Origin of the sequence: Flavobacterium sp. 245, from assembly GCF_004362055.1 — a bacterium.
In the GTDB taxonomy this organism is placed as follows: domain Bacteria; phylum Bacteroidota; class Bacteroidia; order Flavobacteriales; family Flavobacteriaceae; genus Flavobacterium.
In genome coordinates, this window is sequence record NZ_SNXB01000010.1 from 19,016 (window position 1) to 44,710 (window position 25,695).

General features: G+C 34.0%; 14 protein-coding genes. 12 read left to right on the forward strand and 2 right to left on the reverse strand.

Features of this window, described 5'->3' with window-relative positions:
• Positions 1-403 precede the first annotated feature (403 nt).
• The 3 genes from EV145_RS17490 to EV145_RS17500 all read left to right on the forward strand — a co-directional run bounded on the left by EV145_RS17490 (position 404) and on the right by EV145_RS17500 (position 6,815).
• Positions 404-3,772: a SusC/RagA family TonB-linked outer membrane protein gene (locus EV145_RS17490; protein ID WP_133526482.1), complete on the forward strand. Its 3,369-nt coding sequence runs from the start codon at positions 404-406 to the stop codon at positions 3,770-3,772.
• Between the two features lie 13 nt (positions 3,773-3,785).
• A complete protein-coding gene (locus tag EV145_RS17495; protein WP_133526483.1) occupies positions 3,786-5,789 on the forward strand; it encodes a RagB/SusD family nutrient uptake outer membrane protein in 2,004 nt (667 codons plus the stop codon).
• 246 nt (positions 5,790-6,035) lie between these two features.
• Positions 6,036-6,815, forward strand: coding sequence for a Ku protein (locus EV145_RS17500; RefSeq protein WP_133526484.1), 780 nt, complete (start codon positions 6,036-6,038; stop codon positions 6,813-6,815).
• A 9-nt stretch (positions 6,816-6,824) separates the two neighbouring features.
• On the opposite strand, the gene ligD is transcribed toward EV145_RS17500, so the two are convergent.
• The gene (gene ligD / locus EV145_RS17505) at positions 6,825-9,356 is read right to left on the reverse strand and encodes a DNA ligase D (protein ID WP_133526485.1); all 2,532 of its coding nucleotides are present in this window, start codon (positions 9,354-9,356) and stop codon (positions 6,825-6,827) included.
• Between the two features lie 235 nt (positions 9,357-9,591).
• Positions 9,592-10,848, reverse strand: a complete 1,257-nt coding sequence (locus tag EV145_RS17510) for a DUF3370 family protein (protein ID WP_133526486.1) — start codon at positions 10,846-10,848, stop codon at positions 9,592-9,594.
• A gap of 201 nt (positions 10,849-11,049) precedes the next feature.
• On the opposite strand from EV145_RS17510, the gene EV145_RS17515 reads away from it, so the two are divergent.
• The 9 genes from EV145_RS17515 to EV145_RS17555 all read left to right on the forward strand — a co-directional run bounded on the left by EV145_RS17515 (position 11,050) and on the right by EV145_RS17555 (position 25,673).
• Entirely contained in the window at positions 11,050-12,279 is a 1,230-nt protein-coding gene (locus EV145_RS17515; protein WP_133526487.1) for an ROK family protein, read from the forward strand.
• A gap of 216 nt (positions 12,280-12,495) precedes the next feature.
• On the forward strand, positions 12,496-13,623 hold the full coding sequence (locus EV145_RS17520; protein ID WP_133526488.1) for a glycoside hydrolase family 10 protein: 1,128 nt from the start codon (positions 12,496-12,498) through the stop codon (positions 13,621-13,623).
• Between the two features lie 56 nt (positions 13,624-13,679).
• On the forward strand, positions 13,680-15,086 hold the full coding sequence (locus EV145_RS17525) for a DUF5009 domain-containing protein (protein ID WP_133526489.1): 1,407 nt from the start codon (positions 13,680-13,682) through the stop codon (positions 15,084-15,086).
• A 34-nt stretch (positions 15,087-15,120) separates the two neighbouring features.
• Positions 15,121-16,914: an FAD-dependent oxidoreductase gene (locus EV145_RS17530; RefSeq protein ID WP_133526490.1), complete on the forward strand. Its 1,794-nt coding sequence runs from the start codon at positions 15,121-15,123 to the stop codon at positions 16,912-16,914.
• A 23-nt stretch (positions 16,915-16,937) separates the two neighbouring features.
• Positions 16,938-17,597 (forward strand): GDSL-type esterase/lipase family protein, encoded by a 660-nt coding sequence (locus EV145_RS17535; RefSeq protein WP_133526491.1) that lies wholly within the window; start codon positions 16,938-16,940, stop codon positions 17,595-17,597.
• 35 nt (positions 17,598-17,632) lie between these two features.
• Positions 17,633-18,835 (forward strand): AGE family epimerase/isomerase, encoded by a 1,203-nt coding sequence (locus tag EV145_RS17540; RefSeq protein ID WP_133526492.1) that lies wholly within the window; start codon positions 17,633-17,635, stop codon positions 18,833-18,835.
• A 35-nt stretch (positions 18,836-18,870) separates the two neighbouring features.
• Entirely contained in the window at positions 18,871-21,891 is a 3,021-nt protein-coding gene (locus tag EV145_RS17545) for a SusC/RagA family TonB-linked outer membrane protein (protein WP_133526493.1), read from the forward strand.
• A gap of 4 nt (positions 21,892-21,895) precedes the next feature.
• On the forward strand, positions 21,896-23,740 hold the full coding sequence (locus tag EV145_RS17550) for a RagB/SusD family nutrient uptake outer membrane protein (RefSeq protein WP_133526494.1): 1,845 nt from the start codon (positions 21,896-21,898) through the stop codon (positions 23,738-23,740).
• Entirely contained in the window at positions 23,730-25,673 is a 1,944-nt protein-coding gene (locus EV145_RS17555; protein WP_133526495.1) for a family 10 glycosylhydrolase, read from the forward strand. Before EV145_RS17550 ends, EV145_RS17555 begins: the two co-directional genes overlap by 11 nt.
• The last annotated feature ends 22 nt before the right edge of the window (positions 25,674-25,695 follow it).

The following is a 25,695-nucleotide window of genomic DNA, read 5'->3' on the forward strand; positions in this document are numbered from 1 at the left end:
ATCTACATAGCCTTAATTATAAGTGTGATAGTTACACAGTGTTGTTGTTTTAAGGGTGCTATTTCTGCCACTTTTCATGATTTATATTTTAAACAGAATCCACTCGTGAAGTAATTCATTTTCTTTTTGAAAAGAAGCCTGATTTTGAACCCTTTTTTGCGTTGCTTTTATTTTGTTTGAATATTCTGTAATTTTTTCTGCTTTTTTTTATTGATGCCATTTTTTTACGGTAAAAAAAGGACTGAAATGTCTTCGCAAGACTATAGTATCCCCAAAAATGTATTTTATTACCCCTCATCAGAACCATTATTATCCAATTTTGCACAACAGATCACTAATCGATTCCACCTTAGTCGCAGTGATTCACACTAACTAATTAATTAACCAAAACGTAGAACCAAAAATGACAAATTTTATTAGGATTAAAAATGGTCCTGATTGTGTATCGGTATTTAGTTTGAAAAAGAAAATGATAATGCTCTGTGCATTGCTTTCTTTAACTCAGATTGATGGATACGCTATTAGTGCAAAAAGTGTAAAAGATCATCAAAATGCAAACTTTCAAAAAAACATTAAAGGACAAGTTAATGATGAAAATGGTATGCCACTGCCGGGTGTAACTGTTTTAGAAAAAGGAAGCAAGAATGCCACCTTAACAGATTTTGACGGAAAATTTACTTTAAAAGTAGATAATGATAATGCCGTTTTGGTAATCACTTTTCTAGGTTACAAAACAATGGAAGTTTCAGTGAAGGGTGAAGCTTCAATCAATGTTAAACTACAAAAAGCTACTACTTCATTAGATGAAGTTGTTGTCGTAGGTTACGGTAAAATGAAGAAAAAGGATTTAACGGGTGCAATCGTTCAGGTAACTCCTGATAAGCTTGCGAATCAAAATCCACAAACAGTTCAGGATGTATTAAGAGGTACTCCAGGTGTAAGAGTAGGTTACGACCCTTCTGCAAAAGGAGGAGGAAGCATCCAAGTTCGTGGGCAGACTTCTGTATATACTGGAGGAGGTCATAATTCACCGCTTATTATTTTAGATGGAATGCAGTTTTATGGTGAACTTTCAGAAATCAATCCTGATGATATTCAGCAACTTGATATTTTAAAAGATGCGTCGGCAGCATCTGTATATGGAGCAAAAGCGGCAGCAGGGGTTATTCTTATTTCAACCAAAAAAGGTAAAGCTGGTAAGCCTATCGTTAGTTTTACTACAAACACAACAATTAGCAACAAGAGTGCTTATCGTGGTGTGTATTCTCCACAGGGATACTTAAAATATCGTGAAGATTGGGAAACTGCTCAAACTTATGGTGTTAACACAGCCACGCAACAATATGAAGCATGGATAGCAGGAACAGTTGCTCCTGGAAAGCCTGGGTATTTTTCAAATCCTAATGATTTAGGCAAATGGGGAATTACTGAAGCGCAATGGTTAGCTTATCAACCAGCTACTCAAACAGTAGGAAAAAGTTCTAAAGAAGTGTGGGGAGCACGTTTGGGATTGAATTTTGATCCTTCACTGATGGCAAATTTCCTAGCTGATAAAACGCATGATTGGAGTGACAGTTCTTTTAGAACAGGTATTAATCATGACAATAATTTAAGTATTTCTGGAGCAGGCGACAAGGTAAACTACTACATGTCTTTTGGTTATTTGACTTCAGAAGGAGCTATTGTTGGAAATGATTATAAATCAGCTCGTTCTAATATGAAAGTTGATGCTAAGATTACAGATTGGCTTGACTTTGGAGCAAACATTAATTTCCAAGATCGATCTGATGGAGATGTTACGCCTTCTTTAGGTACAAATGCTGGAGATAATAATATGATGAGAACCAGCCCGTTTGGAACTTTTATAGATGCAAATGGCAATTATGAGAGACAGCCAATGGGAAAAAATGTTTCAGGACAGAATTATAACTATTACTACGAGCGTCAATATATTGAGAAAGAGACAGGATTTACAACATTGAATGCTATTTTCAATACAAAAGTAACATTGCCTTTGGGGATCACGTATTCATTTAATATTTCTCCTCGTTATCAATTTTATCACGATCGTTATTTCAGGTCAACGCAGAATCCAAACTGGCCTGCAGCTACTACTGGAGCAAATAGAAATAATGCTACAAGATTTGAATATAACTTGAATAATACATTAGCATGGGATTATACAATTGCTGAAAAACATCACATCGTTGCTACTTTTGTTCAAGAAGCTGAAGAACGTCGTTATTGGTCTGATGGAATGGATGCCTATAATATTCAGCCTTCAGATGCATTAGGATTTCACCTTGTAAATACTGCAACAATGGCGAATAGTGCGATTAGATCATACGACTCGCATGAAACTGCAGATGGTTTGATGGGAAGACTTTTCTACTCGTATGATAATCGTTACATGTTGACAGCAACTGTACGTCGTGATGGATATTCGGCATTTGGAGCTTCAAATCCTTATGCAGTTTTCCCTTCTTTTGGTGTGGCATGGACCTTTAAAAATGAAAGCTGGTTTAATTGGGACGCGATGAGCACAGGTAAATTACGTTTGTCTTGGGGTAGAAATGGAAACAGATCGCTTGCAGATCCATACATTTCTCTAGCAAACCTAGTAAATACTGGAACGATGGGATATTTAGATCCTTCAGGAAAAGCGCTTGAGATGAAATATTTAGCACTTGACCGTATGGCAAATCCAAATTTAGAATGGGAAAAAACTACATCAACAAATATTGGTCTTGATTTAGGTTTTTTAAATGATCGTATTACTGCTACTATAGATTTTTACAAGGCATCTACTCATGATATGATTATGAGTCAATCATTGCCTGGTTTCACTGGATTTTCATCAATTGCAACCAATCTTGGAGAGGTTCAAAATCAAGGTTTTGAATTGAGTATTAACAGTCTTAATATGAAAAAACCAAACTTTGAATGGCGTACTACATTTGGAATATCGTATAACGAAAATAAAATTGTGTCGTTATATGGAAATATGGTAGATATTAAAGATGCGAGTGGTAATGTTATTGGAAAAAAAGAGGGTGATGATTCAGCTAATGGATGGTTTATAGGCAGACCGATTTCTCAAATCTGGGATTATAAAGTAACAGGAATTTGGCAAAAGGATGAGTGGAAAGAAGCTCAAAAATTCGGGCAACGTCCTGGAGATCCAAAAGTTCAAAATAGCTATACAGCAGATGATGTAGATGCGGTAGATGCAAATGGTGCTGCTTATAAAAAAGCAGTTTATAACGAAAAAGACAAGCAGTTTATAGGGAATTCAAATCCTCCGGTACAATGGTCGTTGCGTAATGACTTTAAGATTTATAAAAATTGGGACTTGGGTATTAGCATGTATTCAAATGTGGGAGGCAAATCACTTAGTTCAATTTATATGAACACTTTCAACGATGCCAGTTTGTATAAATTCAATTTCAATCCATATGTGAATCCGTATTGGACACTTGACAATCCAACTAATGACTGGGCACGTCTTGATGCTAAAGGGCCTGCTGGAACTCCAGTTGCACCAGGAAGATTGTATGATCGCAGTTTTATTCGTTTAGACAACATTTCGTTAGCATATACGCTTCCTAGAGATCTTTTAGATCGCGCTCATATTAAAAACATAAAAATTTATGCTTCAGTTCAAAACGTAGCAACATGGGCGGCTTCTAAAGAATGGAAATATTTTGGAGATCCAGAAACAGGAGGATTGGCTACAAGACAATTTAATTTAGGTTTTAATTTCCAACTTTAAAAATTATTCAACAATGAAAAAATATATAAAAAATAAAATTACAAGACTAGTGCCTTTTGCAGTATTGGCAGTGTTGGCTAGTTCTTGTTCAAAAGATTTTCTCGAATCTGACCCGCTTTCGTTTTACGAACCTGAAACGACATTTTCTACCGAAGCTGGCTTGCAGGCAACTTTAGCATTGTGCGATAAACAGTTGCGTAATAATTACATTCACTATGGTTATTCTGGTGTTAGTGTGCCAATCGGTACAGAGTATCTTTTCTCTGACATGGCGCAATATGGAAAAACAGATACAGGAAGTAATATTGCTGATTATGCTGCTACTATCGTTCCGACTGGAGATTTTAGAAGAGATCCAAGTGGAGAATCGCTTTATCTAGGTTTTCTTTGGACTGAAGCATATACCGGTATCAAAAATGCTAATACTGTATTAAGCTATATTGGTAATGTGAAAAGTTTATCTGAAGAGGTGAAAAATAAATATATCGGACAAGCTTATTTTCATAGATCATACCGTTATCTTAATCTAGTGTATCAATTTGGCGACATTCCATTGATTACTAAAATTTTGGAGGTGCCAAAGCAGAGTTATTATTCTACTAAAAAAGAAGCCATCATCGAAATGATTACAGCAGATATGGAAAAAGCTGTACAATGGGTACCAGAGCAGGCAAAAATTGGATATATAGGTATGGTTAGCAAAGGTGCTTGCCGTCAGTTATTAATTAAATGTTATTTAGCATCTGGCAAATTCGCAGAAGCTGAAGCGCAAGCAAATATTCTTATTAATCAATCAGGATACTCTTTAGTACAAAATACTTTAGGGATTTTTGATCCGGGAGGAAATCCTACGGCATGGCCAATTACTAGAAATGTGATTTGGGATTTGCACAGACCTGAGAACAAAGTAATTTCTGCTAATACTGAAGCTATATTAGTTGCACCAAACGGAGGAGCACAGTCATTTTTAGCATTTTCTTCGATGAGAATTTTTGGACCTAACTGGAACGATGCTAACTTGATTACTCCTGATGGTAAAACAGCAGCGCCTCGTTTTCCATTGACGGACAAAACGAATTACAATGCAAAATACGATTATCAAAGAGCAATAGGGCGTGGTATTGGTACGATCAGTGGTTCTTACTATTCACAACATCCTATGTGGGTTGTAAACGGTATTGAAGACAAACAAGATCTTAGACATAACAGTACTGTTGGTAACTGGGTAAATATGGAAGATCTTAAATATGCTCCTGGAGCTGGTGGAAGTGCTGCATGGGCGGGACAAAGTTTCAGAATGAAAGATGCCGCAGGTAAATTGTTAGCGCAAGATTCAATTCGTGATTGGTTTGATTTCCCTCATTATAAAATCTTTTATCATGATGTTGTAGCTGAAGCTAATCCAGCAGCAAATGATTTTCAAGGAGCTACTGCTGGAGCAAGTGCACATATGTACATCTACCGTTTAGCTGAAACCTATCTACTACGTGCTGAAGCTCGTTTTTATCAAGGTAATGCTACTGGGGCGGCTCAGGATGTGAATGTGGTAAGAACAAGAGCAAAAGCAACACAAATGTATTCAACAGTAACTATTGGTGATATTTGTGCAGAAAGAGGAAGAGAACTTTATATGGAAGAATGGAGAAATGTCGAGTTAAAACGTATTTCACACTGTCTTGCAATGAGCGGAAAACCAGATGAATGGGGTAATACGTACAGCAAAACCAATTGGGATAAACAATCTGGGAAGGATGCTACTGGAGGAAGTTATTGGTGGCAGCGTATTGTTCATTACACGCTTTACAACAAATATCCAAATGGTATTGCTCTTAAGCCAGGTGTAAAGTTTTATACTATGGACAAGCGTAATAATTACTGGCCAATTCCGTACAGACTTGCTATTGAACCTAACATCAAAGGTCAATTAAGCCAAAACTATGGTTATGATGGCTACAACGAGGCAACTAAAGTTTGGGATAAATGGCAGGATGCTGTTGATGATGAAAGTAAAATTTAATATGTTTTATTTTGCCCCTAAATTAAAGTTTAAGAAATAAAGCAATAGAATAAATAGCTTCACATATTTTTAAGGAAGCTAAAGCAAAAACGAGTTAATTTATTTTAACTCGTTTTTTTTATTGAAATAATTGGATCGTAATTTAAGTTAGAACATATTGTTATTTTATAAAACATTGAAATGATGCTGTAAGATAAAAATCGTAATTGTGCTTTAATTTTAGAAACAATATTAAGCAAGAAAATTATGAGAGCGATATGGACAGGTTCAGTGAGTTTTGGATTGATAAATATTCCAATTAAAATGTTTTCGGCGGTTCAGGAGAGCAGTCTCGATATGGATATGCTGGATAAAAAAGATAATGCCAATATTAAATTTAAGCGGGTCAATGAAGATACAGGCAAAGAAGTTGATTTTGCTGATATCGTAAAAGGGTATAAAATCGATGATAAATATGTCATTCTAGACGATTCAGATTTTGAAGCAGCCGATGCAATCAAAACCAAAACAATCGATATTGAAAGTTTTGTTCTCGAAAAAGAAATTCCAAGTATTTATTATGAACAACCCTATTACTTGGAACCTGATAAAGGTGCAATGAATGCTTACGGTTTGCTTCGCGATGCGCTCGAAGGTTCAGGCAAAGTAGGTGTAACGCGTTTTGTTTTACGAAATAAAGAAAGTCTCGCGATTTTAAAACCGGATAAAAATGTGATTGTTTTAAACCGAATCAGATTTGAACAGGAAATAAGAGCTACAGATGAATTAAAACTGCCCCCAATTTCTAAAACTGCTACAAAAGAAATGGATATGGCCGAAAAGCTAATTGATCAGCTTACAGAGAAATTCGATATCACGGGTTTTAAAGACGAATATACAGCCAAGCTTTTGGATATTATTAAAAAGAAAGCCAAAGGAAAAGTTCAAAAAGCTTCTCCTGAAATGAAAGTGGTTCACAAACAAAATGACGATTTAATGTCGATGTTAAAAGCAAGTTTAGAGACTAAGAAGAAAAAATCTTCTTAGTTTTTTTGTTTAATTTTCCTGTTGTTTTTCTTCCAGTTTCTTGATAATGCTTTTGATATTGGCTCCTTTTGAAAGTACAGGTTTCCAGAGATCTCCCTTTTTTTCAAAGCGTTGCAGAACATTTTTGATGGTAAACTGCGAAGGATGTAATTTATCGTTTACTTCGCTCCATTCTAATGGTGTTGAAACTGTTGCTCCTGGTTTTGGACGTACGGAATAGGGCGCAGCAAGGGTTTGCCCTCGTCGATTTTGAAGAAAATCGATATACAATTTGTTGTTTCTTTTTTTAATGCTTCGTTCAACCGAAGTAGTTTTAGGAAGTCTTGCTTGTACTTCTTTAGCAATTAGTTCAGCTAAAATTTTAATAGAATCATAATCGTATTTAGCTCCAAGCGGAATATATATATGTAGTCCAGAAGCGCCTGAAGTTTTGCAGAGGCATTCTGTTTCTAATTCGTCTAAAACTTCTTTCACTACTAAAGCTGTTTCTACCACTATAGGAAAATCATTTTCTTTAGCAGGATCTAAATCAATCACCAGCCAATCTGGATTTTCAATTTGCTTAATAGTCGAATTCCACGGATTGATCTCAATACATCCTAAATTTGCCATATAAAGCAATGTTTCTTTATTGTTGCAAATCAAATAATTGACATCGGAATCATTTGATTCTGAGAATATTTTTTGTGTTTTAAGCCATTTCGGAGTTTTATCAGCATCAATATCTTTTTGATAAAAACTTGGAGAATCAATTCCGTTAGGAAAACGATTCATCGATTCTGGACGATCTTTTAAATAAGGAAGAATCAACGAAGAAACTTCATCATAATATTGAATTACATCGCCTTTTGTAATTCCATCTTTTGGAAAATAAATTTTATTCTGATTCGTTAAATGCAGTGTCGTTTTGCCAATTTTTAAATCGTAATCATTTTCGGTTTTATGAACTTTGAGATCTTCCATTTTATTTAGATTATCATTTTTATTACCATTGAAAAGTACTTCGTTTGCTTTTTTATCCACTCGTAATCCTAAATATACAGGATGACGTAAATGCTTGTCCTGAGTCCATTCGGAGTATTTTACCTGACAAATTAATTTTGGCTTAACCCATTGAATTTTATCTCGTAGCGAAACTTTTTCCTTAAGTGGTGGTTTTTCAATAAAATCAGGTTCTAATTTGGTGTAAAGTTCTTTTAAAACAGCTTCTGTAAATCCAGTGCCGCATTTACCAATATATTTCAATTCGTCATCTTGATATTGACCAAGAAGAATGGCGCCGAAATGCTTTCTAGAATTTTTAGGTTCGGTAATTCCAATAATAATTGCTTCTTCCTCATTAGAAAATTTAATTTTAAGCCAATTATTGCTTCTGTTTGCAACTGTATAAGAGCTGTTTGCTTTTTTAGCAATAATTCCTTCGCTATTATTTTTTCTGGCGTTTTCAAATTGTTTACTTCCATCTCCAATGCTGTGTTCCGAATACTGAATATTTGAAAAAGAATACTTATTGAATAAGATTTTAAGAAGTTCTTTTCGTTCTAATAGAGACAATTCTGTCAAATTATTACCGTCTAAATTTAATAAATCAAAAACATAATACTTTAAATTGCCAATTCCTGTTTTGAGATAATTTTGAAGCATTTGAAAATCGGCACGGCCAGCATCATTCTCAACCACAACTTCACCATCCAGAACAACGGTATGATCTATTTTTTTCAATTCGTCTGCAATGGCTTTAAAACTGTTGTTAAAAGAAATTTGATTGCGGCTAAATAATTCCACTTTAGGAGGATTAATTACCGCAATTGTGCGATAACCATCGTATTTATTTTCGAAAACCCATTCTTCATCATCAAAAGGTTTTTCGACAGTACTGGCAAGCATTGGTTTTATAAATGCAGCTTTAAGAATTGTATTGGTCTTTTTTCTTGCTGATTTTTCATCGGCTGTTTTCGAAATTATTTTTTCTGAATTTGATTCTAATTCTTCGAGACTTCTTTTAGAAAGAACAGATTTATTTTTCTCTAAAATATCTAGGTCGGTTGCGTATTTATCTTGTTTTTTAATCAATAGCCAAGCATTTTCCTGTTTTCCGTGGAGCTTTACCAATGAAAATTCGCCTTTAAGTTTTTTCCCTTTTAGAATAAAGCTCAAACGTCCTTTTTTAAGATCGGCAAGTAATTGTTTTTCATCATTAGTTGCTTTTTCATCAGAGGCATAGGTTCCGTTATCCCAAACAATTACATTTCCAGCACCATAGTTTCCGGTCGGAATTGTTCCTTCAAAATCTTTATAACTATAAGGATGATCTTCGACCATCATGGCAAGACGCTTTATTTCAGGATCCATTGACGGGCCTTTTGGAACCGCCCAACTTTTAAGGACTCCATTCATTTCTAATCTAAAATCATAATGCAAATGTGATGCAGCATGTTTTTGAACAACAAAAATTAACTCGCTCACCGATTTTTCAATTTTTCCTTTAGGTTCACGGGTTTGTTTAAAATCTCTTTTTTGGTTGTATTTAGATAGTGACATAACGTGTAATTTTATCTATCACTCAAAGTTAACTTTAGAAATATTTTTTTAATTATAAGATTAGAAGTATAGCTTACATAATTGTAAGTCAGGGTAGTGCTGTTTTTTTGAATACTAATTATAGTTGGCTTTTATTGCTTGATTGTTGAGGTTAATAAAGAAGAAGATGAGAGCCATATAAAAAAAACACCTGTAAAAAATTACAAGTGTTTAATTAAAATAGGTAGATGTATTATTAATTCGACTGTTCTAAAATTAATTGTTGCCCTGTAGTAATTAGTCCAGGAACATAAAAACTAATTGTAGCATTAAAATTAGAATTTGCTGGAATATTCCATGTTGATAGCGTTTGCTTAGGTTGCGTAGGAGTAGTATAAATGTTTTTTAAAGTTCCGTTTAAATAAATCGGTCCGTTATAAGTAAATGATGGAGAATTGGTTGTCGATGTAAAATTTGACGCAAATGACAATGATACCGTTTTTGCACTGCTGTTAGGGTTAGTAAGCTGTAAAGTAATGGAATATTTATGACCGTAATTTCCATAAGTATTTTGCGAAGCGCCATTTAATTTATATAAATAGGGTGCATTTTGATTTTGAAGATAAATTCCGTTTGTTGCAAACTTCGAACTTGTATTCAGGCATAATCCCATATAAGCTGGACCTGTAGGTAAAGTAATAGGCGTCGATCCCATCCAGCCAGATGCACTATATATTCCAGCTTCTCTGCCGTAAGCATTCGTGCTTTCAGTATAAATGTCTCCTGAAGCGGGTGTCTGAGTTGCATTTACAGCATCTGTAAGTGACCCGCTCGAAGTGACAACGGTGTAAACATAAACACCTTGAGAAGCCGTTACTTCATATGATCCATCAACCATATTGCCGTCTAATAATTGTGTTTTATAGACTTCGTAAACTTTAAATGAATTTATCGACACATTATTAAAAGTAGTTCTCGGTGTATTAAGCAGTCGGTCTTTTGAAACAAAATAACTTTGTCCAGTGCCAATGCCGTTTAAAGGTTTTTCATTATTGGTATAGATAGAACCCTTTCCACTCACTGTAACAGCAGTACTCTGTGGATTTGATATTAATACATGCAAATATTTTGTAGCATTAGATTTATTTATATGAAACAGATAAATTCCAAAAGTACCAGATAAAGGATTTGAAGATCCGCCTCTTGTGGAGTCCGTTCTCGCATTCTGCATGAGCCATCCATTTCCTTTAATGACTTCGGGATTATTACTTTTCCAAATTGGAGTTCCTGATAAATCTCCTTCAAGATGTTTTAGATTATTAACAGGAACGATTGCTGTAGAAAGACTCCCAGAAGTCCAATCTGTTGCTGTGAGGGCCAAATTTTGAGCCTGCATTTTAGCAGTGGTTTTACTGGTTGCGGCACTATTGGTTGCTACTGACGCTTCTTCATTTGAACAAGAGAACAGTAATAGAGAAAATAAGCCTGATAACAAGATTTTTTTTGTTTGCATAGTTAATAAAATAGATTTTGGTTAATACTGTGGTTTTTAATTGTTTAAAAATAGTATAAATTTTATTATTAAAGCTTTTCATATTAATTTTTTTTAATAACTAAAGTATTTTGTAAATCTTTTTTTATTAAATACTAAAATGTAGAAAACTATTTAAAAAATTAGATTAAGTTTGTGTATAGATTTATTAAAAGATAAAAGATGAATTTAAAAGATTTATTAGGTAACAGTAAAGACAATACTCTTTCGGGACAAAAATGGCATATGTTAAGACAATCTATTGTTAAACATTTGCTTTCTGCAGGCAATGCAACAATTGCTGAGATTAGTTCAGAATTGCAATCTAGTGTCCCTACTATTACTAAAGCTGTTAATGAATTACTAGTAGAAGGAAATGTTGTTGATATGGGAAAAATCAGCAATAGCGGTGGCCGACGACCGTCGCTGTACAGTATTAATCCTACTTGTGCTTTCTTTTTAGGAGTTGAGGTTAGCCGAACTAATATGTCTATTGGTCTGCAAAATATAAAAAATGAATTTATAAGTATTGATCTGAGAATTCCTTTTGCTTTAAAAAACTCTCAGGAATCTCTTTTGGAATTTTGCAATCTAATCAATAATTATATTGAAGAAAGTTCTGTTGAAAAAGAATTGATTGTGGGTATCTGTATTAACTTTTCGGGCCGCATTAACTCTATGGAAGGTTTTAGTTATAACTATTTCTTTAGTGAAAACAGGCCTTTAACAGAGATTATTTCAGAGCAATTAAATCTTCCTGTTCATTTAGAAAACGACTCGAGAGCAATGGCTTTTGGAGAATATTGTGAAGGAGTTGTAGATGATGAACAAAACATTATATTTTTAAATTACAGCTGGGGTGTTGCGATAGGAATGATTACAGATGGTAAATTGTATTATGGCAAGTCTGGTTATTCGGGTGAGTTTGGTCATAGTACTATTTTTGACAACGAAATCATGTGTCAATGCGGTAAATTAGGTTGTCTAGAAACCGAAATTTCTGGCTGGTCTTTGGTGAATCAATTTAAAGCGGCGTTAGAGCAAGGTAAACAATCTAAAGTTGTTCTTAGTGAGAATTCTGATTTACAGCATTTAGACATTATCGCAGGGGCAGTAAACCTTGAGGATGGTTTATGTGTGGAATTAGTAACAAAACAAAGTGAAAAAATGGGCCGATACCTGTCTATTTTACTTAATATCTTCAATCCTGATTTATTAGTAATTGGCGGTGATTTTTCTCAATTAGGAGAATATGCGCTTCTGCCAATTCAATCTGCATTAAAAAAACATTCTCTTGGCTTGGTTAATAGAGATATGAAGCTTAAAAAATCAACTTTAGGACATCGCGTGGGTGTTATTGGAGCTTGTTGTATTGTTAAAGAAAAAATGCTCTCTCCATTATTTAAGCAATAATATAATTTACTCTTATTCAGATCAAACACTTTAATCTTTGCCTTAAATTCTAGGCAAAGATAATTTCGTGTGCTCAGATTTAATACTTATTTTCCTGCTATAGAACCCTTTTTAAATGTTATTTTTTATTAATTATAATTTAATTAATAAAAATATTTAATAATTAACTTGTAATTACTAAAATTTTATATATTTGTTTTTATAAAGTAAAAACAAATGATCAAGATTACCAAACTATTAACAATTTCAATCGTTGTAATTTCTGTTTTATCATGCAGCGCACAAAAAACTGTTAAAAATAAAATAGATTCTTCTTCCTATATAAAAGGAGTTTGGGTTACTAATGTAGCTTCGGATGCTCTTACTTCAAATGACAAGATTAAAGAAACAGTTCAAATCTGCAAAAAATCAGGTATTACAGATATTTATGTGGTAGTCTGGAATCGTGGCAGAACTTTATATCCAAGTAAAATTATGAAGGATTTATTTGGAGTTTCTATAATGGAGCGTTTTGGACAAAGAGATCCTTTGCAGGAAATGATTGATGCAGGCCATAAAGAAAATATTAGAGTTCATGCTTGGTTTGAATTTGGTTTTGCTTCTTCTTACGGAGAAAATGGAGGAGAGATTCTGAAAAAATTCCCAAACTGGAAAGCAATTGATAATCATGGAAATTTAGTTTTAAAAAATGGTTTTGAATGGATGAACGCAATGGATCCAGAAGTTCAAAACTTTGTAAAATCGCTAGTTCTTGAAGTGGTTAAGAAATATAATGTAGATGGCATACAAGGAGATGACCGTTTGCCGGCAATGCCATCATTAGGCGGTTATGATCCATATACTATAGCATTATATAAAAAAGAAAATAACGGACAGCTTCCGCCAAATGATTATAAAGACCCGGCTTGGCTTACTTGGAGAGCTGATAAATTGACGGTTTTTTTAGGTCAATTATACAAGGAAGTAAAAGCAATCAAACCTAAAATGATTGTAAGTATGGCGCCAAGCATACATCCTTGGGCAAAAGAAGAATACTTGCAGGATTGGCCAACTTGGTTAGATAAAGGTTATTGCGATTATGTTATTCCTCAAATCTACAGAAAAACAATCGAAAGTTATACCAATACATTAGAAGCTCAGGTTTCGTTTTTGAAAGGTGACCAAAAGAAGAAATTTTTCTCAGGAGTTTTGCTTCAAGTGAGCGGTATTAATCCTTCACCAGAGTTTTTGAAAGAAATGATTGATGCTAATCGTAAAGCAGGTGTCAACGGAGAATCATTCTTTTTTTATGAAGGACTGAAAGCTTTTCCCGATTATTTTACAAAAGAATACATCAAGAAGTAAATCAAGAACATAAACCGTTTAAAATATTTATAAATGATTTGTTGCCCATTTTAATTATGAAAAAAAGAGCTTTATCAATTGATGCATTACGCGGTTTCGCCATTATAGCCATGATATTGTCTGGTCAAATAGTTTTGACTCATTTGCCAGCTTGGATGGCTCATGCGCAAGTTCCGCCAAATTCTTCATTTGATCCATCGATCTACGGAATTACATGGGTTGATTTAGTTTTTCCATTTTTCTTATTTACAATGGGAGCTTCTTTTCCTTTCTCTTTAGGGAACAAATTAGCAAATGGCGAAAATAAATGGAAATTATGCGGTCAATCTTTTTTAAGAGCTGCACAATTGGTCTTTTTTGCCCTCTTTTTTCAGCATATGAAAACATCTGTAATCAGCAGTCCGGTGACAATTGCTTCCTGTCTGATTTCGATAAGTGGTTTTGCATTGATGTTTTTTATGTTTGCAGATAACATAGTTCCAGAAAGCACTAAAATCACCTATAAGTCGATAAAAATTTCACCTATTAAATTACTTGCTTTTGCATTAATGTACAATCTAAGTTATCAAGGAAAAAACAGCAGTTCGTTTGATATTTATTTTAGTGATATCATCATCATTGTTTTGGCCAATATGGCTTTTTTTGCAAGTGTTATTTACATTTTTACTTTTAAAAAGCCTTACCAAAGATTATTGGTATTGCCTTTCATAATGGCTATATTTCTTTCTTCCACAAATGCTGGATGGGTAAAAGATTTATATGATTACACACCAATTCCTTGGGCATATAAATTTTATTATTTAAAATACCTCTTTATCGTAATACTAGGAAGCTTAGCAGGAGAATATATCAATCAATGGATTAATTCGGATACCGATGATGATTCAAATGATGTGAAAAAACAGCCTTATTTATTAGCATTTAGTTCTTTAGCTTTAATAATTAGTAATGTCTATTTGCTTTTTACCCGTCAATTAGAACTGAATTTTGTTAGTACTGTCGCGTTGCTGCTCGTGATTCATTTTGTCATAAAAAATGATGAAACCAGTTTTGGTATTCTTTGGAAAAAACTTTTTTCAGTTGGAGCGTATTGTTTATTGCTGGGCTTGTTTTTAGAAGCTTTTCAGGGCGGTATCCGTAAAGATGATTCGACATATAGTTACTATTTTGTGACTTCAGGATTGGCTTTCTTTGGAATAATCTTCTTTTCCGTTTTGTGCGATTATTTTAAATATATAAAAGCAACAAAAATTTTAGTAATGACGGGCCAGAATCCGATGTTGGCATATGCAACAACATCATTGTTTACGACACCAGTTTTAACCTTGCTTTCGGTCACAGATTACTTCGATATTTTTAATCAAAATGCCTTTACAGGCTTAATGAGAGGTATTTTATTTACCCTTTTAGCAATTTCAGTAACCATGTTTTTTTCAAAAATAAAATGTTTTTGGAGAACTTAACTATAGCCATAATTACGATAATTAATTAAACAGTATGAAAATAAATATTCTTGCATTTCTTGTGTTTTTTGTAGCGCATTCGCAAAATGTAACTAAAAAAAATATTGACGTTTTAGTAATAGGAGGAACCACTAGCGGAACTTCTGCAGGTATTTCGTCTGCCAGATTAGGAGCACAAACGCTTATTGTAGAAGAGTCTCCTTGGATTGGTGGTATGTTCACCTCTCAAGGTGTAGGTGCCTGCGACGGAAATCATAATCTTGATTCGGGAATCTGGTATGAGTTTAGAGATGCTTTAAGAACGCATTATGGAGGCGCAGCCGCTTTAGAAACAGGCTGGGTAAGCAATACTTTGTTTGAGCCTTCTGTTGGAAATATGATTTTTAATAAAATGGCTTCAAAGGAAAAGAAATTAGAAATTATTCATGGTTTTTATGTTGTAACGATTAAAAAATCCGGAAATAAAGTTATTGGCGCTACTTTCAAAAATGATAAGAATGATGTATTAGAGGTTACTGCAAAAGTTACTATTGATGCAACTGATATTGGCGATAGCCTGAAAATTGCCGGAGCAGCTTACAGACTAGGTATGGATTCGAAGACGGAAACTAAAGAAGTAAATGCTCCTTTGAAAGCGAATAATATTGTCCAGGATTTGACATGGGTTGCGATATTAAAAGACTACGGAGTTGGTACTGATAAGACAATAGCTAAACCAGAAAACTATGATGCAAATCATTTTGCAGGTTCATGTACTGAAACAGTTGACAATAAGCAAATTGATTGCGATAAAATGTTGAGCTACGGAAAGTTGCCTAACAATAAATACATGATCAACTGGCCTAAAAAAGGGAATGACGTTTACTTGAATGTTATTGAAATGTCTAGAGAAGATAGAAATAAAGAATTGTTAAAAGCAAGAAATTACACTTTGCAGTTTGTTTATTACATTCAGAAAGATTTGGGTTATAAAAATTTAGGCTTGGCTGACGACGAATTTAACACATCAGATTTATTAGCTTATGCACCATACCATAGAGAAGGCCGAAGATTAAAAGGAGTTTCTTTTTTAAGTTATAATCATGTTGCAGAGCCTTACAATCAAAAAGAAGCTTTATATAAAACCGGAATTTCTGTTGGCGATTATCCAGTAGATCATCATCATAACCAAAATCCAGATGCCCCACATGTAGGTTTCCCTCCTGTGCCGTCTTATAATATTCCTTTAGGATCATTGATTCCTGAAAAAGTTGATGGTTTTATTGTTTCAGATAAAGCGATTTCAGTTTCAAATCTTATTAATGGTGCAACTCGTTTACAGCCAGTTGTACTTTTAACTGGTCAAGCGGCAGGAACTCTTGCAGCTCTTGCAGCAAATAAAAATCAGGAAGTTCGCAATGTTTCGGTTAGAAGCGTGCAACAATCTTTATTAGATCAAAAAGCGTATATCATGCCAATTTTTGATGTAAAACCAACTGATCCTGCTTTTGAAACAATACAAAAAATTTCGGCTACCGGAATTTTAAAAACTAAAGGTGAAAGCTATCAATGGGCAAACAGAACCTGGTTTTATCCAGATGCAACAATCAGCATTCAGGAATTTACAGAAGGATTAAATCAATTTGATAAAAAAAACAAGATTGTTAAAAATCAAGAGAAACTGACGGAAGCAAAAGCAGTTGAGATTTTAACAAAGGCTGGAGGAAATTTCAAAAACAAAGAAAAGTATTCAACTAAATTAATTACAAAGAAAGAGCTGGCAATTCTTATCAATGAAAGTTTAAATCCATTTTCAAAAGAGATTGATTTTTCAGGTAACAATAAATAAAAAGTAAAAATTAGATTTTCAGCATGTTAAAGTTAATTACCATTTATTTTTCGACTCTTTTCTGCGGTGTATTTGCTCAGGAAGTAAAGCAAAATTTTCATAATTATTTTTATGATCAAAGACGCTCTTTCTTTGAATCAATGCCTACTGGCAAAAATGAAGTCATTTTGTTAGGCGATAGTATTACAAATTGTGCCAACTGGGATGAAATATTTTCAGGACAGAATGTTAGGAACAGAGGAATTTCCGGCGACATAACATTAGGCGTTTTAGACCGAATGGATGAAATAGTGAAACGACAGCCTAAGAAAATTTTCATCTTGATCGGAATAAATGATATAGCATTGAATCTGGATAAGGAAATAATACTAAGCAATTATCAAAAAATAATATCAAAAATAAAACGTGATAGTCCTAAAACGTTAATCTATATTCAAAGCATTTTGCCTACTAATGACGAGTTCAGTACGTTCAAAAATCATCAGGGAAAAATGAATGTGGTAAAAGAAGTGAATTTAGATTTGGATAATTTGGCTAAACAAAACAAAGTATTCTTTCTGAATATTTTCCCTGAGTTTTTAGATGATCAGGGAAAGTTAAGCAAAGAATATACAAATGATGGTTTGCACCTTTTGGGAAATGGATATCTGCGATGGGCTTCTATTCTTAAAAAATACATTTAACAACATATAAACTTAAACTTAAATAACGACGATTAATGTTAAAAACAAAAAATATAGAAAATCTAGAGCATCTTCAGGATGTTGATTTGACAGCATACGCTACGCTTTACCAGAAAGAATTATTAGAACAAATTATTCCATTTTGGGATAAAAACTCTATTGACAGTGAATTTGGTGGTTATTTTACTTGTTTAGATCGACAAGGAAAAGTTTATGATACAGATAAATTTATCTGGCTTCAGGGGAGACAAGTCTGGACTTATGCAATGCTTTACAACAATGTCGAAAAAAAGCAGGAATGGCTGGATACGTCGCTTCATGGTGCCGATTTTCTTATAAAAAATGGACGTGATAAAGAAGGAAACTGGTATTTTTCTTTGAACCAAAAAGGAGAAGCCCTTGTTGAGCCGTACAATATTTTTTCAGATTGTTTTGCTGCAATGGCTTTTGGCGAATTGTATAAAGCAACTAAGAATCCAGAACACAAGGAAATTGCCGTTACTACTTACAATAATATTTTGGCGAGACAAAATAATCCTAAAGGCAAATGGAATAAAATTCATGAAGGTACTAGAGAATTAAAAAGCTTCTCACTTCCTATGATTTTATGTAATCTTTCATTACTGCTTGAAGAAGTAATTGGTAAAGAAGTTGTAGATCAAATGGTACCGCCATTAATTGAGGATATCATGACAAACTTTTTGAACAAGGAGCATGGTATTATTATGGAAAATGTTTATACAACAGGAGAATTTAGCGACAGTTTTGAAGGAAGAGTTGTAAATCCTGGTCACGGAAATGAGTCCATGTGGTTTTTAATGGATATTGCTGTTCGTTACAACAAACAGGATTTAATTAAACAATGCGAAGAAATACTAACTCGTACAACAGAGTTTGGATGGGATAAAGAATTCGGGGGTATTTACTATTTTCTAGACATTCAGGGACATCCAACTCAGGAATTACAATGGAACCAAAAGCTTTGGTGGGTACATATTGAAACAATGATTTCTTTTGCCAAAGCTTATAAATTGACTGGAAACGAAAAATCAAAAGAATGGTTTTTAAAACTTCACGATTATACTTGGAATCACTTTAGAGACACTGAGTTTCAAGGGGAGTGGTTTGGCTATCTTACCAGAGAAGGCAAGCCATTGCTAGAAGCAAAAGGCGGTAAATGGAAAGGGTGTTTCCATGTGCCTCGAGGATTATACGAATTATGGAAAACACTTAAATAAACTAATTAACTAACCAATTCTAAATAATTTTAACTATGAAAAAAATGATATTTTTTTTACTGTTTTGTTTGTCCTCAGTAGCGATACAGGCGCAATCAAAACAATTAAAAGGATCAGTTGTTGACCCAGACGGTATGCCATTAATTGGGGCTAACATTGTTGTCGAAGGATCGAAAGAAGCAACTTCTACAGATTTTGACGGAAATTTTCAAATTACAGTGCCTTCGGGCAAAAATGCGATCATTGTCAGCTACATGGGGCACAAAGATATTACTGTTGATATAACAGGAAAAACAACTGTAAAGGTAAAAATGCAGGCAATTGCAAATCAAATGCAGGAGGTTGTAGTTGTTGGTTATGGTACTCAGAAAAAAGAAACCATAACAGGTGCCCTTGGAATTGTTAAAGGTGCTGACCTTAATAAAAGAGCTGTTGCATCTATGTCTACAGCTTTGCAGGGGCAAATTGCTGGGGTAACAGTACAACAAACTTCAGGAGAACCCGGTTCAGATGGAGCTAACATTCGTATTAGAGGTATTGGTTCTGTAAATTCAAATACGTATCCGCTAGTTTTAGTAGATGGTATTGAAATGGATATGAATCAAGTTGATATGAACACAGTTGAATCTGTTTCGGTATTAAAAGATGCGGCTTCAGCTTCTATCTACGGTTCAAGAGCTTCAAATGGAGTTATTCTTATTACTACAAAAAGAGGTAAAGAAGGAAAAATGAAAGTACTTCTTGATTCGTACACAACGATTCAGACACCTACTAATATGCCAAAGGTTGTAAAAGCAGCAGATTATCTTCAGTCTGAATTAAATTCTTTTGACAATGCAGGTATTGTAATTCCTGCAGATCAAAGAGCGGCAAGAGAACAAATGATTGCAGATCAAAGAGCTTATAAACCAGACAATTGGAACAGATATGATACAGATTGGAAAGAGGCTACTGTAAAAAACAGTGCCTTGATGACAAACAACAACGTTACTTTATCTGGCGGTGCTAAGGATATAAAATATTTTGGAGCTTTAACATCTCTTAATCAAGGCGGTTTAATCGAGAATAACAATTATAAACGTATCAATGTTAGATTAAATACTGATGCTAATATTAATAGCTGGTTAAAATTAAACAATGAGATTTCATATAGAACTTCAACGCAGGTAACTCCTGGGATTTCATCACCAAAAGGGATTATCAATAAATCATTATATATGTTGCCAACGCTTTCGGCAGTTAGAGAGTTAGATGGTAATTGGGGATATGGAAAAAATGGTGATAATCCGGTAGCTAATGCCGAAGCTTCTGGACGAAACACAGTAGAAAGACCAGAAATATTATTGAATGCAACTTTGATTGCAACACCAGTAAAAGACTTAGAAATTTTAGGCCAATACAGCTATAGAAAAACAGAGGCTAGAGCAACTTATATTACTACACCATATTTAACTTCTTTGAAAGGTGTCGTGCAAGGTTATTATCCAGGTAGAGACGGAGTAACAGAACTATACAATGAGAACTTCAGAAACTATTTTAGAGCTCAGGCTTCGTATGCTAAAAATTTTGGTGAGCACGAAACTAAATTAATGGTGGGTACGCAAAGCGAAAATAACGAAGCAAGGGATTTTAGCGCAAGCAAAAATGGTTTTGATCTTGAAAGATATTATTTAGTAAACGGAGACGGTGCTACGGCATCAGCAACGGGAGGAGCATCAGAATGGGCAATGTCATCTTTCTATGGAAGATTTAACTACAATTATAATAGCAAATATTTATTCGAAGTCAGCGGACGTTATGATGGTTCTTCTCGTTTTGTAGAAGGCAAAAAATGGGGTTTCTTCCCGTCTTTTTCAGCGGGATGGATTATAAGTAAAGAAAAATTCATGGAACCTATTTTAGATTATGTAAGTGATTTTAAATTAAGAGCTTCTGTAGGAACTTTAGGAAATCAGGACATTGGAAATTATCCTTATGCATCAACGATTCAGGCTGGTTATAGCTACTGGATTGACAAACAATTGGCACAAGGTGTTGCACAAACAGCACTATCGAATCCAAATATAACTTGGGAAAAATCAAGACAAACCAATTTTGGTTTAGATGCGACTTTCTTCAAAAGAAAACTTTCAGCAACTTTTGATTATTACATAAAAGATATTTATGATATGCTTATGGTTTATCCAGTACCTTATTATGTTGGACTTAACGCAACATACAGTAATGCAGGAGACATGCAAAACAAAGGTTGGGAAACAACTATTTCATATAAAAGCAATGTAGGAGAATTTAACTACAGCATTACAGCAGCACTTAGTAATAACGAAAATGAGATTACTAAACTATATGGTCCAAACTCAGATAGATCAGTAACGGTTGGATATCCAAATGGTGGAATCTGGGGTTACAAAACAGATGGATATTATGTTGATGCAGCTGACGTCGCCAATTCACCAAAATTGTCAAGTGCAGCAAAACCTGGATACGTTAAATATGTAAAAATGGATCCGAGTGGTTTGAATCCAAATCAAATTACAGAGAATGATAAAGTATACTTAGGAGATCCTTTTCCACATTATGAGTATAGCGTAAACTTGACTGCAAGCTACAAAAATTTTGATTTTACTTGCTTTTGGCAGGGAGTTGGAGAAAGAAAGGTTGTTATGAGTGGTATTGGAGTTAGACCATTTTTTAACGGATCTAACTTATTTACACACCAATTGGATTCTTGGACACCGGATAACCAAGATGCAGAATATCCTATTTTAGTTCCAGAAGCTAACTCTGCAGATAACTTTGTTACATCTGACAAATGGGTGAAAAATGGAGCATATCTAAGATTAAAAAATATTGTGATTGGATATAGCTTGCCAAAATCATTTTTGACTAAGACAAAAATTGATAATGTTCGTTTTTATGTAAGTGGACAAAATTTATGGACATTAAGTCATTTTTACGCTGGATATGATCCTGAGGTAAATTATGGAGGAAGTTTGGGTGGTGAATTCTATCCAATTATGCAGACTATAACATTTGGTGCTAATTTAAAATTTTAACAAAATGAATTTAATCAAAAAAACAATATTAGGATTAGCCCTTGTTATAGGGTTTGGATCTTGTGATGATTATATTGACAAAGAACCTTTAAGTGATTATTTATCATCTAACTTTTACAACAATGAAGCCGCTATAAAACAAGGAACCAATGGTGCTTACCAGAGTTTGTACATGGAGACAAGCCAGTTGCCTTTTTTTACTTTATATGATATGTACACCCCAATGGGTATTGAACGTGCCGATAATAATGCTATTGGAGTGAACAATGTTGCGCTCGAAAATAATTTTATGGTCGAAGCACAATGGGCAAATTTTTATAAAGGAGTTGCAAGAGCCAACACTGTTTTAGAAGGTTCACAACCTTACTTGAGTGAATTAAGCGATAAAGGAAAACAATATCTTGCAGAGATTAAGGTCATTAGAGCGACGCACTATCATTATTTGACAGCTTTGTACGGAGATGTACCGTTTTTTACCAAATCGGTAACTGCGGAAGAACAGAAGGCAATTGCCAGAACACCTTGGACAGAAATTGTTGATTATTTATTGAATGATTTAGAAGATGCTAGTAAACAATTGCCATGGCAAGCAACAGAATTTGGAAGAATTGACAGATCATACGCTTTAGGTCTAAAAGCAAGAATGGCATTGTATGCAGGATCTTGGTGTAAAGAAGGTTATGGTGAGAAAGGAGTAAAAGATCCAGCCAAAGCAGCTGTTTATTTTGATATTGCCGCGCAAACAGCAAAACGTATTATGGCAGAATCGGGCAGAGCATTGGATCCAAATTTTGATGATTTATTTACAAGAGCCGGGCAACTTACTGGTGCAGCAAAAAAGGAAAACATATTTGCTCTTGCCTACTCAGATCAGTCATCTAAAAAGACACATTATCAATCATTCGGAGAAATGGCTAGAACTGTTGGCGGACAATCAGGAAGATTCCCAACTCAGTTATTAGTTGATACTTATGAAATGGCTAACGGAAAAAGAATTGACGAGCCAGGTTCAGGATACGATCCTAAAAACCCATTTGCAAATAGAGATCCTCGTTTAAAACTTACAATATACACACACAAAGACAGAATTATTGCTAATAATGGTGGTGTGAAACTTAATATTGTGATGGAATTGTATAAACCGACAACTTTGTCATTTGATGCTGCGGGTAATTCAACATCAATTTCAAATCTTGATTATACTGGATCTGTAGCGCAATATGGTTACATTCAAAGTGGTGTAGGATACTTGTGGAGAAAATACAATTATTTTAATGATGAAATTGTATCGGAACCTTCTTATAATATATTGATGATGCGTTATGCTGAAATTTTATTAATATATGCCGAAGCAAAAATCGAGTTAAACCAGATAGATGGCTCCGTTCTTAGTGCTATCAATGAAGTAAGAAGCAGAGTAAATATGCCAGGAACAACATCAGTAGATCCTGCTAAACTTAGACAATTGGTGCGCAGAGAGCGTAAAGTAGAATTTGCAAGAGAAACCGGTTTGCACTTTTTTGATATGAGACGTTGGAGAACCGGAGCTTTAGAGAATGCCGAAAAAACATACGGATTCCCAATAGCAACGGGTGTAAATGCCGCAACTAATACGTATCCTGACGGTTATACTCAAGTAACACCAGATATGGTTCCTTCTTATGGAGCGGCTGGTTCTGCCAGAGATTTAAACGATTTGGCTTTGTATGCAGCATACGGTTCAAAATTGCGTCAAAGAGATGCTGACAGACCAAATAACTGGAAAGACAGATATTATTTATGGCCAATACCACAGGTTGAAAGAAATAAAGCTCCGTGGCTAAATCAAAATGATGGATATGGACAATAATTATAAAACAAGAAGCATAGTAAAGAATAGTAAATTTTTGATTTATTTATTTTTTCTACTTTATCAGGTTGGGCTTTTAGCTCAATCTGATAAAATTACTCTTGAGGCTGCAAGCGCTGATCCTACGTTGGTTGTACGAGGGAATGAATTGGGTGTGGAAAGCATAAATCAGTTTAATGATAAAGTTTTCATTAAAACGACAAATTCAAAATTAGAATCTCCTATAACGGGAGTTTTAATTAGCAAAAACAATCTCGTGATTGATGTTTTTTCTAATCAACAAATAGATTACTCTAAAATAACAGACGGTAATTATTTGGTCGCTGTCCAAGCATCAAAAAATGCAGCAGCAGAGGCATTTTTCAAAAGTAATTTTAAAAAGAACGATGTTGTCAAACTTAGAAAAAATGGTAATATTTCGACTCTAAAAGAAATTTTAAATCTTCAGGCTGCAGTGCTCAAAATTGATCGCGATAAGTTTACAACTGTTTTTGAAAAACAATTTCTTGTGAATTGTGAACTTATTAATAAGAGTCCAGGTCATAATTACGAGATTGTTATTTCTGATCAGAATGTACAAAAGAGTATTCAAAATAAGTTGGCTCTAAATTGCAAACTGAAAAAAGGAGTTAATTACATCAATATTGCTCTTTTGGATAATTCGAAAAAAATAAGTGAGGAACATTTAGTTGTTTTTTGTAAAGAAAAAGAAGTAGCCGAGTCAAAAATTAAAGTATTATGGATTGAACAATTCCCTAATGCAAAAGTGCTGACTAATCGTACAGCTGTTGATTCGATGTTGAAAAATGCTAAAATTGCTGGATTCACACATTTGGTTTTAGATGTAAAAGGGCCAGAAGGTTATGTCTCATACAGAAAAAACAATTTGTCGCATACTCCTTATTTTACAAGTACTTCAAATCCGGATAAAAAGATTGCAGAGGATGGTTTTGATTTGCTTGGCGAATTGACCGATGGAGCTAAGAAAGGCGGATTTAAGATTTTTGTGAGTTTCAATTTTTTTACTGAAGGAAATGTAACAACACAAGATTATGCTGTTTTAAAGCAACATCCTGAATGGGAGGAAATGGTTCAACGTCCAGAGGATAAAGGTCAAATTTTAAAAATCTCAGAATCTAAAGTAGGTCAGGAAGCAAAAGAAGGGAAACGATTAGCATTGGCTTTCGTTAATCCAGCAAATCCTCAAGTGGTTGATTTTCAGCTTTTGCGTGTAAAGGAAGTTTTAGAAAATTATGCAATAGACGGCATTGTTTTAGACAGAACTCGTTTTGATAATTTTTATGCTGATTTTAGTGAATTGTCAAAAAATAAATTTGCGGAATATCTTAAACAAAAAGGCAAACAGCTTGATAATTTCCCAAAAGATGCCTTTAGTATCGATAGCGAAGGGAAGATGGTAGAGGGCAAATATTTTATAGATTGGATCACTTTTAGAAGTACCGTTATCAAAGAATTTGCTTTCAAAGTAAGAAAGATGGTTAATGAATATAAAGCTTCTACAAAACCAAATCTTCAGTTGGCAGCGTATGTTGGTTCTTGGTATGAAACCTATTATCAAAATGGTGTAAACTGGGCTAGCAGTACGTTTAATTATAATCCAATATTGGGATTTCCTGAGTCAAAATTCTATTCTGCTGAATATTCAAAAACAAGCTATTTGGATAATTTAGATTTTATAATGATTGGCACTTACTATAAGACAGATAAGGAAATAGCAAAATATGTTACGTTAGGAAACATTTTAGTAGATGGTAAAATTCCAGTATCTGCTTCATTAAGTTTGCCAGATTTGAATGATACTGAAAGAAGAATTGCAATTAAGTCAGCATTTAAAAATTCTTCGGGTCTTATGATTTTTGATTTATGTTATATTAAATGGCCTGAATTTTTAGATCAAATCAAAGGATTATAAATAATAATAAAATTAATTAATT